Source organism: Nitrospirota bacterium (assembly GCA_023229435.1).
Classification (GTDB): domain Bacteria; phylum Nitrospirota; class UBA9217; order UBA9217; family UBA9217; genus JALNZF01.
Genome location: JALNZF010000016.1, coordinates 53,495 through 68,927 on the forward strand (window position 1 = coordinate 53,495; position 15,433 = coordinate 68,927).

Annotated in this window: 13 protein-coding genes; 11 read left to right on the top strand and 2 right to left on the bottom strand. The window is 53.9% G+C overall.

Going from position 1 to position 15,433, the window contains the following annotated elements:
- Window positions 1–33 precede the first annotated feature (33 nt).
- The 7 genes from M0R70_11225 to M0R70_11255 all read left to right on the top strand — a co-directional run bounded on the left by M0R70_11225 (window position 34) and on the right by M0R70_11255 (window position 5,046).
- Window positions 34–1,131 carry a YeeE/YedE family protein gene (locus M0R70_11225; GenBank protein MCK9419937.1) on the top strand — a complete coding sequence of 366 codons (1,098 nt, stop codon included), beginning with the start codon at window positions 34–36 and terminating at the stop codon, window positions 1,129–1,131.
- A gap of 173 nt (window positions 1,132–1,304) precedes the next feature.
- Window positions 1,305–1,610: a DsrE family protein gene (locus M0R70_11230; protein MCK9419938.1), complete on the top strand. Its 306-nt coding sequence runs from the start codon at window positions 1,305–1,307 to the stop codon at window positions 1,608–1,610.
- 11 nt (window positions 1,611–1,621) lie between these two features.
- A complete protein-coding gene (locus M0R70_11235) occupies window positions 1,622–1,900 on the top strand; it encodes a hypothetical protein (GenBank protein MCK9419939.1) in 279 nt (92 codons plus the stop codon).
- Window positions 1,901–1,918: 18 nt separating this feature from the next.
- Window positions 1,919–2,089 carry a hypothetical protein gene (locus M0R70_11240; GenBank protein ID MCK9419940.1) on the top strand — a complete coding sequence of 57 codons (171 nt, stop codon included), beginning with the start codon at window positions 1,919–1,921 and terminating at the stop codon, window positions 2,087–2,089.
- 381 nt (window positions 2,090–2,470) lie between these two features.
- A complete protein-coding gene (locus tag M0R70_11245) occupies window positions 2,471–3,109 on the top strand; it encodes a DUF2318 domain-containing protein (protein MCK9419941.1) in 639 nt (212 codons plus the stop codon).
- A gap of 54 nt (window positions 3,110–3,163) precedes the next feature.
- Window positions 3,164–4,327 carry an ABC transporter permease gene (locus tag M0R70_11250; GenBank protein ID MCK9419942.1) on the top strand — a complete coding sequence of 388 codons (1,164 nt, stop codon included), beginning with the start codon at window positions 3,164–3,166 and terminating at the stop codon, window positions 4,325–4,327.
- A gap of 53 nt (window positions 4,328–4,380) precedes the next feature.
- On the top strand, window positions 4,381–5,046 hold the full coding sequence (locus M0R70_11255) for an ABC transporter ATP-binding protein (protein MCK9419943.1): 666 nt from the start codon (window positions 4,381–4,383) through the stop codon (window positions 5,044–5,046).
- Window positions 5,047–5,135: 89 nt separating this feature from the next.
- On the opposite strand, the gene M0R70_11260 is transcribed toward M0R70_11255, so the two are convergent.
- Together M0R70_11260 and M0R70_11265 are read right to left on the bottom strand one after the other, a co-directional pair.
- Window positions 5,136–5,774, bottom strand: coding sequence for an MXAN_2562 family outer membrane beta-barrel protein (locus M0R70_11260; GenBank protein MCK9419944.1), 639 nt, complete (start codon window positions 5,772–5,774; stop codon window positions 5,136–5,138).
- Window positions 5,756–7,648 carry a fibronectin type III domain-containing protein gene (locus M0R70_11265; protein ID MCK9419945.1) on the bottom strand — a complete coding sequence of 631 codons (1,893 nt, stop codon included), beginning with the start codon at window positions 7,646–7,648 and terminating at the stop codon, window positions 5,756–5,758. Before M0R70_11265 ends, M0R70_11260 begins: the two co-directional genes overlap by 19 nt.
- Before the next feature lie 192 nt (window positions 7,649–7,840).
- Here M0R70_11265 and M0R70_11270 point away from each other — a divergent pair, with 192 nt between their 5' ends.
- The 4 genes from M0R70_11270 to M0R70_11285 form a co-directional block, all read left to right on the top strand.
- On the top strand, window positions 7,841–11,638 hold the full coding sequence (locus M0R70_11270) for an SMP-30/gluconolactonase/LRE family protein (protein MCK9419946.1): 3,798 nt from the start codon (window positions 7,841–7,843) through the stop codon (window positions 11,636–11,638).
- A 100-nt stretch (window positions 11,639–11,738) separates the two neighbouring features.
- Window positions 11,739–12,158 carry a hypothetical protein gene (locus M0R70_11275; GenBank protein ID MCK9419947.1) on the top strand — a complete coding sequence of 140 codons (420 nt, stop codon included), beginning with the start codon at window positions 11,739–11,741 and terminating at the stop codon, window positions 12,156–12,158.
- Window positions 12,159–12,980: 822 nt separating this feature from the next.
- On the top strand, window positions 12,981–14,060 hold the full coding sequence (locus M0R70_11280) for a hypothetical protein (GenBank protein ID MCK9419948.1): 1,080 nt from the start codon (window positions 12,981–12,983) through the stop codon (window positions 14,058–14,060).
- Window positions 14,061–15,021: 961 nt separating this feature from the next.
- A partial coding sequence (locus tag M0R70_11285) for a hypothetical protein (GenBank protein ID MCK9419949.1) occupies window positions 15,022–15,433 on the top strand: 412 nt, incomplete at its 3' end.

Genomic DNA, 15,433 nt, shown 5'->3' on the forward strand with positions numbered 1-15,433 from the left:
CCACGGGGGAAATAATTTTCAGGAGGGGTGCGAATGGTTTCCACTATCATGTTTGTGCTGACCGGCCTGCTCGTCGGCGCCGCCGTCGGCTTTGTAATGCAACGCGGACGTTTCTGTATGAACTCGGCGTATCGGGAAGTGCTTTTTCAGGACTACACCATGCTCCGCGCGTATGTGCTTGCCGTGGTGGTCACCATGATCGGCGCGAACCTGATCGAGGACCTGGGGTGGCTCCAGCATGCTGACGAGACCGGGGCAATGGTCGCGGGTACACTCTATCGTCAGGGATTTGCGCCGTGGGCGAACATCATCGGCGGGTATATCTTCGGTCTGGGTATCGTGCTTGCCGGCGGATGCGGGAGCGGCATCCTGTATAAAATGGGGGAAGGGAACCTGGCGTATGTTTTTGCCGTGTTCGGGTTCTTTTTCGGTATCGTCATAACCAAGTACGGACTTTTGAGGCCGGTCTACGATGCGCTGGTCTCAACGATCGTGACCTTGGAAGATGGTGAGACCCCGACGCTGTCGAATATCATCGGTGTGAATAAATGGATAGTCATCGCGGTGGTTTCCGCGGCTTCCTTACCCTTGATCCTCAAGGGTGAACCATTCAGAAAAGTGAAGAAAGGCTACTCCTGGTCGGTCGTGGGGCTGCTTCTCGGTGTAGTGGCCATTGCGGCATGGTGGGCATCGGAGTATTTCGGCGGCAGGGCCCGCGGACTTTCATTCACCGGCCCGTTGCGCGAGTTTTTCCTCGCCGTCGGCTTCGGGAACTATATGAACGATCCCGCGCAGATCGTTGCGACGGAGTCCAGGACGCTTCTGGGGATCACATTTTCGTGGAGCTCGCTCTATGTTCTGGCAGTTCCCTTTGGCGCCTATCTCAGCGGCAGGCTCATGAACGAGGTCAAGATGAAGGTGCCGCCAGCCGATGAACTGCTCAAGGTGCTCCTTGGCGGGACCATCATGGGGATCGGCGCCCAGATCGGCGGAGGATGCAACGTTGGACACGGACTCACCGGGATGTCAACCCTGGCGGTCTCGAGCTGGGTAGCTACCACCTTTATCATTCTGGGCAACTGGACCATGGCGTACTTCCTGCTCATCAGACCGATGAGGGACCTGGAGTAACATACGGATCTGTAGAGAGCCGGGCCGGGATTTCCGCCCGGCTCTCTTTTGTTCGCGCAACCGGTTAAAACAAGCGTTAGAATATTACACTGTCAGGATATGCGGCAGTCGCCTGTACAGACTTCATTTTTTCATGTTGTATTCATTGCGTTAAATTGAAACGAGGTGGAACCATGGCTGATGAGACGCTGGGCATCATGGTTACGAAGTATGAGAACCTGGAGCATATCGCCGGTGTGGTGAAGGCGGCGAGGGCAACAGGGCATCCGGTGACGGTCTTCATGACCGACGAGGGCGTGAAATTCAGCAGGGACCCCAAGTTCCTCGAACTGCTCAAGGTTGGCGGCGTCGAAATATCGGTCTGCGCGCACAGTTGCGAGCGGCTCGGGATCCATGACAAGACCGAGGGGATATCCTACGGCAGCCAGTACAATAACGCCGGGATGCTGCACGACAGCACAAGGGTCCTGATATTTTAAGGAGTGAGACCATGGGAGAAGCAAAAAAGATTGCGGTTATCGTGAGAGACCGGCCGGCTGAGGCCCTCCGGGTAGCGGGCGGGCTCACGCTTGCGGACGATACCATTGAGGTCTTTGTCCTCGACCGCAAGCTTGACAAGGAGGCCCCCGAGATCGCGCAGCCGCTCGAACTGGTCACGGACCTTGAGCTGAAGATGTACTCCAATAACCCGGAAAACGGCTTCACAGCGATCACCCTTGAGGAGATGGCGAAGAAACTCCTTGAGTATGATCAGGTCGTTCCATACTAAGTGAAGGAGGACCGTGCCATGAAGATCCTGCATATTCTGAAAAAAGCGCCGGACGCAAGCACGAAGAAGATCATCGAGGTGCAGGCGTCGGGCAATCAATCGAAGGTTATCGATCTCACCAAGGGTACTATCGCATACGACCAGCTCGTGGCGGACGTGTTCGCCAGTCACAGGGTATTTTGCTGGTAAGGGGTCGCAATCGGTCGTTCATATCAAGCGCCCCGGATAATCAGTGCAGCATTCGCCCGCATCTTGTATTTTCTCCTTTCCCCGCTGTATCAAAAGCCACATTCTGTGTGCGCGTGTCGCGCCTAACTCCTTGATTTTTTACATGTTGCAATCTGGCAATGGTATTGCAATAATATTCCCTGAGCAAAGCAATCTGGAACCAAAAGAAAAAACTTAGAGGCATCTCTCGCAAAGGCGCAATGGCCTACGAAAGAAAAGCGGCCACATAGGGAATCACGCAAAGGAAATCTTTTTCTTGAGTTTAACATCGATAAGCATTTCTCTGCGGAGAGCTTAGGCAGCGGAACGCACAATTACGGAGAGGTACGAAAGGAGCAATCAATGAAAAAATGCATCAAGTGTGGAATTGAAATGGACGATACGTCGATATATTGCAAGGCCTGCAGTATTGCCGTGAAGGCAAACTCAGGGCACGAGCAGAAAAAGGAGCGGGTGATGGGCCGGGATAAGACCTGGATCAAACCAACGGCGATAGCGGCCGTGATCGTTTTTGTAGCGCTCGCGGGCTGGTTTCTGAAAGATGTTGCCTCGGCAAAACATGCGGGCATGCGCCAGAACTTTGCTCCCCAGCGTGAGCAGGCGGCACGCCATATCAATGCCGTGGTGGTGAATGACGAGGGCGGTGTTGTTCGCATCCCTCTCACATCCGTGGAGGACGGCAACGCGCATTTCTTCACGCTCCCCTCGGGCGGGAAAAGAATCTCATTTTTCGCGATGCGCGCGCCGGACGGGAGCATCCATACCGCCTTCGATGCCTGTGTGTCCTGTAATCACGCCAAGCTGGGGTATCGGCAGGAGGGCGACGTCGTGGTTTGCAATAACTGCGGGATGGGCTTCAAGCCCACGGATATCGGGCGCGAGACCGGCGGTTGCAACCCGATCCCGGTCAATATGTCCGTAGATGGGAAGATGCTTATGCTGAAGACAAAAGACCTTGAGGCAGGGGCGCAGTATTTTTAAGGTTGTAAGGGGCACGAGTTTGATCTGATAGGTGCCTATTTAAGGATCTTATCTATGAAGCTGCTTGATATTTCATTGAACAACCTCCTTCGGAAAAAAGGCCGGACGTTCTTTCTGGTCTCTGGTCTCGCGATCGGGATCGGCGCCGCGGTGGCCATGACCTCGGTGGGCGATGCCATGAACAAAGAGGTCATGCGCGCCCTTGACGAGTTCGGGGCGAACATTCTGGTGCTTCCCGCTTCGGAAGGACTTCCGCTTTCCTATGGGGGCCTCACGGTCTCGGCGGTGAACACCGGCGGACGGGAACTCACGACGAAGGATGTGGCAAGGATACGCACCATCAAGAACAAAGAGAACATCAGCACGATCGCGCCGAAACTGCTGGTCCAGACCGAGATCAAGGGGACAAAGGTGCTCCTGGCCGGAGTGGACTTCAAGGCGGAACAACGGATCAAAAAATGGTGGCGCGTAGCGGCCGGCATGAATCCGCAGGAAAGCGGCGAGGCTTTGATCGGAAAGGACGCTGCCGCCCGGCTTCATCTTGCGCCCGGCGACCGTATTGCCCTTGCTCAGGGGTCGCTCCGGGTATCCGGCGTGCTCGACGGGACGGGTTCCCAGGACGACGGCTTGATATTCGCCGATATCCTGTGGGTACAGAAGACATTTCATAAAGGGACCTCGATAAGCCTGATCGAACTCTCCGCCCTCTGCACCGGCTGTCCCATCGAGGACATGGTGGGTCAGGTGAACAGCGCGCTGCCCGGCGCCAGGGCCGTGGCGGTCAAGGAGACGGTGGAGCTCAAGATGCAGGCCATGCACTACTTCCATTCATTCTCGCTCGGCATCTCGGCGCTGCTCCTGATCGTGGCAGGCATGATCATCTTCTTTGCCATGACCGCGTCGGTCAAGGAGCGGGTGCAGGAGATAGGCCTGTTCCGGGCCATCGGGTTCCGGACCGGACATATTATCCAGGTGCTGCTCACCGAGGCCTTCATCGTGAGCCTGCTCGCCGGGATCGTCGGTTATATAGTCGGGACCATCAGCCCCCGGTTCGTGGCGCCCTATTTGATGAGCGCGTACAACCTCACGTTCGAGTTCGACCCCGTCCGTGCAGCGGGCGCGCTTGCCGCGTCGGTCGGCATCGGGTTGCTGGCGAGCATCTATCCAGCGGTGCGTGCAGGACGGCTCGATCCGGTGGAAGCGTTGAAGGCGCTGTAAATTGGAAATTGAAGATTGGAAATTGGAAATGTAAAATTGTCAACGGTGAAGCCATGGCATTCATAGAACTGAATAATGTTACCAAAATCTTCCATGCCGGTGATGAAGATTATGCCGCGCTCAAGGGCATATCGCTCGGCATCAACACAGGCGAGTTCGTGGCCGTCATGGGGCCTTCAGGCTCTGGGAAAAGCACCCTGCTCTCGCTCATCGGCGGACTCAGCAGGGCGTCCTCGGGTGTCGTGTCCATCGATGATATCGACCTGGGAAGTCTGGGGCCGAACAAGCTGTCGGATTTCAGGCGTGAATATCTTGGCTTCGTGTTCCAGTCCTTCTACCTTGTGCCGTATCTTACGGCGATCGAGAATGTGATGCTGCCGCTCACGATCCAACCCGGTCTGAACGGAACAGCGCGTGATATGGCGCTCGGCGCGCTTGCGCGGGTCGGCCTGGCTGAGAAGGCGGGACGTCTGCCGTCCCAGCTCTCGGGTGGAGAACAGGAACGGGTCGCGATCGCGCGGGCGCTGGTGAACAGGCCGGCGCTTATCCTCGCGGACGAGCCCACCGGCAATCTTGATACGAAAACCGGGAACAAGGTGCTCGACATGCTCGAATCCCTTCACGCGGACGGCCATACGATCGTGATGGTGACGCACAGTGAGGAGAACGCAAAGCGGGCGGGACGGACCATCGAGATCAGGGATGGCGAGGTTGTGTAAAGAGGGTAGTCGATTGGGAATGAAAGAAAGAATAGGCATGAACGGTCGGTGATCCGATCGCGTCGTCGCTCCAACCTTCCAGAAGGATTTCAAAACTCGAACAACAATCCACCCAAATAGGCGGTGCCGCCGAGATCATCTGATGTGGCCTTGTCCTTGACTTTTGTCCGTTCCGCTTCGACAAAGAGATACGTATGGTACACGCCAAAATCCATGGACAGGTTGTTGGCCGCGCCCCGATCGATGCCGTCCAGCAAAAGCTGCAAGCCTCCCCGGACATGATATCCATCAGCCGAGCCGCGCACCTTCTCCTGGTTCTGGATCCTCTCGCGGTAATACATCCTGGTCCAGCCGCCGCCGATATAGGGCACCAGCCATTGATTTTCGCTTATGACGCCGCGCACCAGAACAAAGACATTGACCGGGTAAAGCTCATAGACAACCTCTCCGGACACGGTGCCGTGGTCCGGGGCATAGCCCTGGCCCTTGTCCCTTGCCGTTCCCGCGCCGACCCCGAACTCGACCTGTCGCAGGACCTTGTACGCCAGCGTTCCTTCATACACCGGCATGTCTCTTTTACCGTAGTAGTATGACCAGTTTTCAAGGACCGGGGCGAACCTGCCGCCCTTTAATTCCAGAGACCAGTGGGGACGGACTGGCGATGGTTCCGCGCCATACGCGGCTGCCGGAATAAGAAGAACGAGTAACATCAGTATGATCTTTTGCATTGGGCCCCTCCCGAACCTGAAAGCCTCTTTCTGGAAAAACGATACACAATTATGAGAGCAATGATCACCATGAAGAGGGCAACGACGGCTTTGATGAACAACGAGGTCCCCGTCATAAAGAGCGCCAGGCCGACCGCCGGCATGAGCGCTGTCCTGACCACGGGCTTGTATCCGGGATGCGCGTCCAGCCAGGCCGCGGCAACCGGACCGTGTTCGTAATACCATTGGACGAATGCGCTGCCTGCGCTGTTGGTGAGCAGGTAACGATCGCGGAATGCGCGCAGGGCCTGCACCTCCGGGGCGGAGTAGCAGCCATACGCTGCCGTGGCGATGAAGCAGCCCTGGCGCGAGTTCTGCAGGTTCGGATAGGCAGCGAGGGCCTCGGGATAGTCGATGATAAAATCAGAATGGACGCTTTCCTGAGCATCTCCGAGGGGAACGCTTATTTCCGGGGAATAAGCGCTTTCGTAAGCGATCCCCGGGATCGATGTACCTGTAGCATTTGAGTTCACGGCGGTGACCGCGATAAAGTACGTGGCCTGGGCAATGGCGGAAACCGCGATCTTATATTTTGTATTATTCGTCAGGTCCGGGACGGTATAGGCCGTAGTCACGACGGTTTTATTCAAGGTGGTCGGCGGCGATGGCGTGCCGTCATCGATGTCGCAGTAGACCCGGTAGCCCGTAGCTCCGGGAACAGCATCCCAGCTTAGGGCGAGGCTTCCGTTGAGTGCGGTCACGGAGTTGAGCGCTGGTTTTGTCGGAGTGACGACAGTCGTACTCAGGTTGCTCAACGTCGTGGTCGTAACGGTTACGTTTATCGGGGAAGGGCCTTCCGCTGCATCGGTCCCCGTGTAAACACCGGGAGCCTTTCCGTAATAGATCCGGTAGCCGGTGACCGAGTAGCTCAAATTCGCGTTCCAGGTCAGGGAGGTCGATGTCGATGAAGTGGTTTTGGTTATGTTGGACACCTGCAAAGGGATCGTATCCGCGTTCGCCCCGCCATAGGCGCCGATATCGCATGGTGGGCCTTGGTTTGTGCATCGGTTCGGGTCCCCATTGCCTATACACGGCGATCCGGTTTTGAGATGAACATCCAGGTGCGAGATATCCGAGATATCGACAAAGAGGGGATCAGGATTAGTAATCGTTTGTCTGGGAATAGAGTATGGATCTGTTATCACGCCCTCCCCGGGCGCAGGATTGAAATCGTTGTACGTGATATTACTCTGATTGGTGGGGAACGCGGCGCCGCTGATGTTCACGGTATTGTTAGAAAAAATATTATTCGTGATCTGATTGCTCGCTGAATCCCTGACGACCGCGGTTCCGTTCTGATAGAACGTATTGTTGATGACATTGGTGGAGGCAGAGCCCTGGATCGTTATCGCTGCTCCGCTTGTGCCATAAAATACATTATTGGTAATATTGATGACGGATGAACTGTTTGAAACCACTATTCCCGTAGACGTGTTAATAAAGGAAAAATTTCTAAAACTTGCCGCGGTAGATAAATTGCTTGCAGTGACGACGGGGGCGTTCCCGCTGTTGTTCAGTATGGTCCTGGCGGTTTCTCTGCCTTGAACGATAGAGACTCCGGGTTTTAACGTTATCACTTCGCTATACGTGCCGGGTTCAACAAGGATGGAATAGGTCACTGTTGTCCCGGTATTGTTCGAAATGACATAGTTGGCATTGTCTATTGCCTCCTGTATGGTCCTATAACATGCCGGTGTGGCCGTGGTACTGCACACGGCATCAGCGGCGTTGTTGACGATGATCTGAGTATCCGATGCAAGGAGCGTACGTGGTCCGGCTATTGTGAGGAGAATGAATGCAGCAATGAAGAAAAGGACCGGTCCTGGAGACCTCATAATATAGCTCCTTTGTGTTCGTCAGTAAAAAAATACCCGAATGCGCCGGGAAAGTCAAAGAAAAATCGTTTTTCCCGTATCAAGACCGTACAATCCGCTGAAACAATTCCATTTGTTCTGCGCGACACTACCGTGTTATAATCCGTAAACGCATTTCGTACGATCCACGGTCTTTTTTCAGGAGCACTCTCTATGGCGGCAGTACGGCATATCATCTTCATCTGTCTATTCTCCCTTCTGTTTGCAGGGCAGGTGTCCGCGTTCCAGCCGATGGAGTTCGTGCGTGAGATCGGCGAGGCGGGAAAACAGGCGAAGCAGAGTCAATTCCACGCGCCCCGCGCGTTGGCCGCTCACGGAGATCGCTTGTACGTTGCCGATACCGAAGCCCATCGCATCGTCGTCCTGGACCAGAGCGGCAAGACCGTGCTGTCCTGGGGTTTGAAAGGGAGCAAGCCGGGCCAGTTCAAATATCCCGCAGGGATCGCGATCGACGAGCAGGGCCTCGTCTACGTGGCGGACACCGGCAACAATCGCATCCAGGTGTTCGACGATGGGGGGAAGTGGGTGCGCGGTTTCGGCGCCAGGGGAGACGGCCTCCGTGAGTTCAGCGGCCCGACCGGGATAACCGTTTCCGCGGGCTTTGTCACTATTGCCGATACGGGCAACAGCCGCGTGCAGGTGCTGACCACCGGCGGCATCGCGGTCCGCCAGATCACGGTAAGGACGAAGACCGACGAGATGAAGGCGCCCGTAGGCGTGGCAGTGGATGCGCAGCACAGGATATACGTCATCGACACGGGGACCGATACGGCGCGCGTCTTTGACCCCACGGGTGTTCAGGTCCGCGTCTTTGGTTCGCGAGGGAAAGGGACCGCCGGCCTTGATCGGCCGCAGGGTATTGCCGTGGACAGCCGCGGGTACATTTATATTGCGGACACAGGAAACTACAAGGTCAAAAAATTCGATCCCCGCGGCAAGCTTGTCGGCTCCATTGGCTCCGAGGGCGATGGCCCGGGACGGTTCCGAGAGTTAGCAGGACTGATCGCCGGTTACGAGAACAGGATCTGGGTCCTTGACGCGGCCAGGAACACGGTCCAGGTAATTTCAACTGAAGACGGGGATGCGCCGTTGCTGACACCGTTGTCTCCATTGCCGGGTGTTGCGTTCACTCAGGAGATGCGGGGCGAGGTGGCCGCCATCTCGATCAATAAGAACGCCTGGGGCATGACGGGAGATTCTCTCACGGTTCTTGGCAATTCAGGCGGCGGACGCATCATCGGCTCGCGCGGGAGCGGCCCCGGCTCGTTCAAGAACGCGAGGGGTCTGACCGTGGACGGCCTTGGAAACTTCTGGGTCGCCGATACCGGCAATGACCGGCTGAAGAAGTTCAACAGTGAAGGAAGCCTTCTGCACGTATTCGGAAAATCCGGCAGCGGAGAAGGCGAGTTCCGATCGCCTTCGGGAGTTGCCGTGGGTCCAAAGGGCAACATCGCTGTTGCCGATACCGGGAACAGGCGGGTGCAGGTCTTCAGCTCCAAGGGGATGTTCCTCGGCGCATTTGGAAAAGCGGGAAAATTGGCCGGACAGTTCGGCGAGGTTGTGGACATCGCAACGGATGAGTTCGAGAACCTTTACGTTGCGGACCGGGGAAACGACCGGATCGCGAAATATGACAGCAACGGCGGTCTCATCTGGGAAACGGGGAATACCGGCAGTGAAGAAGGGGAATTCCGGGAACCGGAGAATATCGTCGTATCACCGGACAATGAGGTGTACGTGCTCGACGCGGGGAACTCGCGGGTCCAGGTCTTTGACCGTAATGGAAAATTTCTCAGAAAGTTCGGGAGCGAAGGCTCCGACGCGGGCCAGTTCCGGGAGCCCCGGGGGCTTGCGCTGGAAGAGGGCCTCTGGTTGTATGTCGGCGACCGCGGCAACAAAAGGGCGCAGGTCTTTATCCTCAAACACACGCCGGCAATGCCGAAGGACGTCACGGCACAGGCAAAAATAAATGAAGTGCAGGTGAGCTGGAAGGCAAATACCGAAACCTACCTGGATCAGTATAAGGTCTATCGGGCTGATTCACCAACGGACGCCTTCACGCTCATCGGTACTTCGACCACGACATCCTATCTGGACAAGAACCTGCCGAGCAACCGGTCTTTCTCATACCGCGTGAGCAGCCAGGCCCGGGAGGGTAACGAAAGCGCGCTGTCGGGCGTCGTTTCCGCGGTCACGCCGAAGCTGGTCCCCGCCAGACCGAAACGGGTGAGGGGTGAGGCCTGGGGGAATCAGATCACGATCACGTGGCTGCCGAATCTTGAGCCCTTTGTTACACACTATCAAGTGTACCGTTCCAGAAAGGCGTCGACGGGCTATGAGTTCCTGGCAAAAACGGAAAAGACGATCTTCGATGACGGTCCGCTTGCAAACGATACGCTCTATTACTATCAGATAACGGCCGTCGGCAAGGAGGGCGATGAGAGCGCGCCGGGTGAAGTGGTCGTCGCCTCAACGCCCAGGGCGCTGTTGACGGCCCAGCCCATCGAGATCATCAGGATGGAGACCGGCGAGGTGTTCGCGTCGGCGTATACCTATTATGAGTCCCATCCCCTCGGCAAGGTCGTGATCGTGAATACCGCCGACATTCCGTACCAGAAGGTCAAGGTGAGGTTCTCGACCAGGGATTTCATGGATAATCCGATCGAGACCGAGGTCCCCGAGATCGCTGCAAAGCAGCAGGTCGAAGTCCCGCTCAAACCCGTATTCAATAAGAATATTCTCGAGGTCGCCGAGAATACGCCGCTCCCGTACGAGATCGCGGTCACGTTCTCGCAAGCGGGTGAACCCAGGACCGTGTCCCGGAACTTTCCGCTCACGCTCTATGAACGGCATGCAATGCAATGGGACGACAAGGCAAGGCTCGGCGCTTTCGTGACGCTCACGGACACGATGGTGGCCGATCTCAGCAGGCAGGTTGTGCAGCAGTACGCTGATGCCTACCCCCATCTGCCGCAGACCCTTGTGTACGCCCGGGGCATCTACGAAGCGTTCGGCGTTCTTGGGCTCAAGTATATCGTGGACCCATTGAGCCCGTTCCAGGACTTTTCCACAAGCCCCGCGGACGTGACCTATCTCCAGTATCCACGCGAGACTCTCATGAAGAAGAGCGGGGACTGCGACGACCTTTCGGTCCTCTTTGCCGCCTGCCTGGAGAACATCGGGATAGACACGGCGTTTGTGGACGTGCCGGGCCATATGTTCCTCCTGTTCAACACGGGGGTCGCGGAGGCGGACAAGATCACGCTCGGTCTCCCGAATGAGCTCATCGTGTTCTATCAGGGCACGGTCTGGATTCCCGTGGAGACGACCATGGTGGGAACGTCCTTTACCCGCGCCTGGCAAAAGGGTGCGGAAGAGTATCGCGACTGGGTTGTAAGGAACAAGGCGAACATCATCAACGTTCAGAAGACCTGGGACGAGTTCAAGCCCGTCACGCTTCCCAGATCCGGGGGGACGGTGAAGGTCAAGCGTGGCGAGATCGAAGCGACCTTCAAGGGGGAGCTCGAAGCGCTGGCGAGCCGGCGTCTCGCGTACCTGTCCGCCGCGTATCGTAATGTGCTCAAAAAAACCCCGGATGATCTCGCCACGCTGGGGCAGCTCGGCATTCTCTATGGAGAGAATGGTCTCTTTGCCGAGGCGCTTGAGCAGTTCCAGAAACTGCTGGCACTGGACAAGACCAATGCCCTGGCGCTCAACAATATCGGGAATATCAGCTACCTGCAGGGCAGGCTTGACGATGCGCGTCAGGCCTATGAGGCGGCCCTCAGGTCATCGCCTGGAGAACCGGGGATCATGGTGAACCTGGCCCGTGTTTCACTGCAGGCAGGTAAAAAGGAGTACGCAAAGAGCTTATTCCTGGACGCGGCAGTGATCGACCCGCGGGTGGTTCGGCAGTATGCGGATCTTGCTGCGAGCCTGGGAGTGAAATAAATCAGTGCGGAGTGACGAGTTCCCCCGATTAATATGCTCGAGGGCAGGCTCCGTTCGGAGTGAAAGGCATTCGCAATCCGCAATGAAAAGGGATGTCTCTATGTTCAATAAATTGGCAGCACTTATCATAATAACAGGCTTGTGCTGCACCACGGCCCTGGCCCAGGAACAGAAGGGCTTGTCTCTTGCGGACTGGATCAAGGTGGTCCAGAAGAAGATCGACAAGATCGTACCGAAGAAGATCCAGCCCCTGAGCACCGGCGAAGCAGGCATGCGCGGGATAAAGGAAGATGCATCGGTAAAGCTCTACTGGAAAGGGAAGAAGAGTGAAGAACCGGTCACGGAAGAAGAAATGAAGGAGCTCAAGGCCGTCATCGATCTTATTGGCAAGGATGATCGCGCCGCGGCCATCACGGTCATGGAAAAGTTCCTGACGCAGTATCCCTCCAGCGCGCTGATCCCGGACGCGAAGAAGATGCTGGATCTGCTGAAGATCGAGACGCCTGAAGAGAAGAGATAGCAGGCGGATAAAGGCAAACTTGCCGTCGAGACCGTCACGAACGATCCCAAAACATAGTCCCGTCCTCTTTTTCTCTGGATGTTTCCCCGTCAATCTGCTACTCTTTTGCCCATGACAAAACAACCTGTCTCCCGTAACCCCTGGTCCTTCCTGCCCAAATAAATAACCATGCGATAAAGCTCCAAATCAACCACAAAATATTTGTTAATGTATAATACTTAAGGATTGTTTGTCAATGCATGTTGGAATTATTTACAGAAAATAAAATTATTGTATATATTCTCGCCTATAATAAACACCGCGCATTGATATTTAAAGCTTAATTAAATAATTGCGAATTGACGGGATTATTTACATAGTACTTCATGCCTATAATAATATGTATAATTACAATGTATTATTAAATGGTATGTATATTGCTTCCAAATACTGTTTTATAATGGGATAAAATAACGCGTTCGAACTCCACGTACGGAAATAGTATTACATGTGATGCTCGGGTAACTTGCCAAATTCAAGCCGGCAGATTCCAGGGAACTTCGTAATGTTCAAGCCATACAAGTTGCAACACATGGACACAGGCTGCATGACGATGAAAATCACATCAGCATGAATTTTTTGTACTGGCGAGTGGAATATTGAGTGATGAAGTAGAAATCGATAAATGACAGAAAAGTAGGCCTGATCCTTTTGGTTTCTTATGTACATTACGATTACGAAGACCGTAAAGGATACCGAGTTTAAATTCGATGGAAAAACAGTAACAGATAATTTAGAAATTCATCGTAGATAGCATTGTAAAACAAATAATAAGGGGGGCTTATGAAAAACCGACTTTGGATTGTTGGGATTATCATCGTATTTGTTATTGCAGTCGTACTTGTGTCAGGTCGAAGCGAAGGAGGTGCGAATAACTCCGGACCTGTTGTTTCAACAATTGCAGGGCAAAAAGCGACTAGTGGTTCCAATGATGGAGCTGGGACAGACGCGCATTTCGGCTTTTCAGCCGGGATCACGACAGATGGAACAAACCTTTATGTAACGGACACCTTTAATCATACGATTCGCAAGGTAGTCATCTCGACGGCAGCGGTAACGACATTGGCAGGGACGGCAGGGATTTCCGGTTCCATGGATGGAATAGGTTCAGCCGCCCGCTTCAATTCTCCGCAAGGAATCACCACGGATGGGACAAATCTCTTCGTTGCGGACACTGTTAACCAGACGATCCGCAAGATCAATATTATTACAGGTCAAGTTTCAACATTGGCAGGGACTGCCGGCGTCATTGGAGCTGCAGATGGAATCGGTCCCAACGCTCAATTTAACCATCCATCCGGTATTACAAATGATGGATCCAACCTCTTTGTTGCGGATATGAAGAACAACATAGTTCGAAAAATTTTGATTAATACAGGACAGGTCATGACATTGGCGGGGACTGCAGGAAAATCAGGTTCCTCTGATGGAACAGGATCATCCGCGCTTTTTAACTATCCTGCAGGCATAACCATAGATGGCCCAAATCTTTATATTGTGGACAATAGTAACAGTACAATTCGTAAGATTGTTTTGGAAACGGGATCGGTTACCACGCTGGCAGGAATTGCCGGCACTCTTGGTTCGACCGATGGAACAGGAGGAGCAGCTCTTTTCAATTACCCCCTGGGAATCGCCTCGGATGGAAATTGCCTCTTTGTAACCGATACCGGCAATTCAAACATACGGAAGATCGTCATTTCCGGAGGACAGGTTACGACATTGGCAGGTACAACCGGAAAGGTGGGTTCTGACGATGGAAATGCTACAAATGCTCGATTTAGCATTCCCTCCGGTATTGTTGCAGGAACTGGAACGACTCTTTATATAGCTGATATGGGAGCAATTCGAAAGATTAAGTGATGTTGTAAAGAGACGTACCAAGTGTATGCTCCTTGAGGCGATTATGTCGATAACAACTGCAAAATACTAGAGAGGAGTAGTTATGAAAACAATTTATTTGCTCAAACCAAATAAAACATTATTATTGTCTTTCATTTTGTCTTTACTTAGTCTTGTGTTTAGATTGAGTAATTCATATGCGTGCTGTCCATATGATACTGCCACATGTCAATATTACAAGGGCTTGTGCGATTTACAATGTGAAAGTGACTTTGGTCCTATAGGATGCTTATACGATCATTGCTCTGGATGGTATGCTGATCATCCCAGTTGCACGGACTTCGGTCAAACCTGGTGCCGCATCCAGAATGATTGTGCCTCGATCGAATGTACTCCTGGGTATAGTTGTACTTGCTCGCTCAATATTAATCCGAACTGTAACGGCGATCCGTATTGCTATGATTGTGTTAATTGGTGGAGTAATTATAACGATCCAAGTTGCCCGAGGTCTCTCGATGGATGCAAGTCATACTGCCAAAACAATTCTATTCAATGCCCTACCGTTACGTACTACACAGTAACTCCACAAGGTGCCTCTGGCGGCAGTATTGTTCCATGGCTTCCTCAAACAGTGCAGAGCGGGTATTCCACGCAATTTACTCTGACTCCGGATCCCTGCTATCATATAGTGTCGGTTACCGGGTGCGGCGGCACGTTAAACGGGGATACATATACGACGGGTCCTATCACCGCAGACTGTACAGTAACCCCAACTTTTGCGCCCAGCCCCTATACAATTACCGCCTCTGCAGGGAGTGGTGGAACAATATCACCTCATTCCGCAACGGGGATTTATGGCATCGGCCAGGTCTTCTATGTGACACCGAATCCCTGCTATCAAATCGCGTCAGTTACCGGGTGTGGCGGCACGTTAATCGGGCAAACATATTTTACGGGTACTACTGTCACCTGCGGCTGTACAGTGACCGCAACTTTTGTAATCAACACAGCTCCTATTACTCTTGCCACCTCTGCAGGAAGTGGAGGCATAATAACACCGCCTTCTCCGACGGTGAATTGTGGCGGTAGCCAGACCTTTACGATAACACCGAATGCTTGCTATCATATTGTTGATGTGAAAGTTGACGGTGTTTCCAAGGGAGCTATAACCAACTACACTATCTCCAATGTAACTACCAACCATACGATTGCGGCAAGCTTTGCGCTCAACACCTATACCATTACCACTTCTGCAGGCAGCGGCGGAACAATAACACCTCCCTCTGCAACGGTGAATTGCGGCAACAGCCAGACCTTTACTGTGACACCAAATACGGGCTATCACATTACGTCAGTTACCGGATGCGGCGGAACGTGGAATGGTGGAAATACCT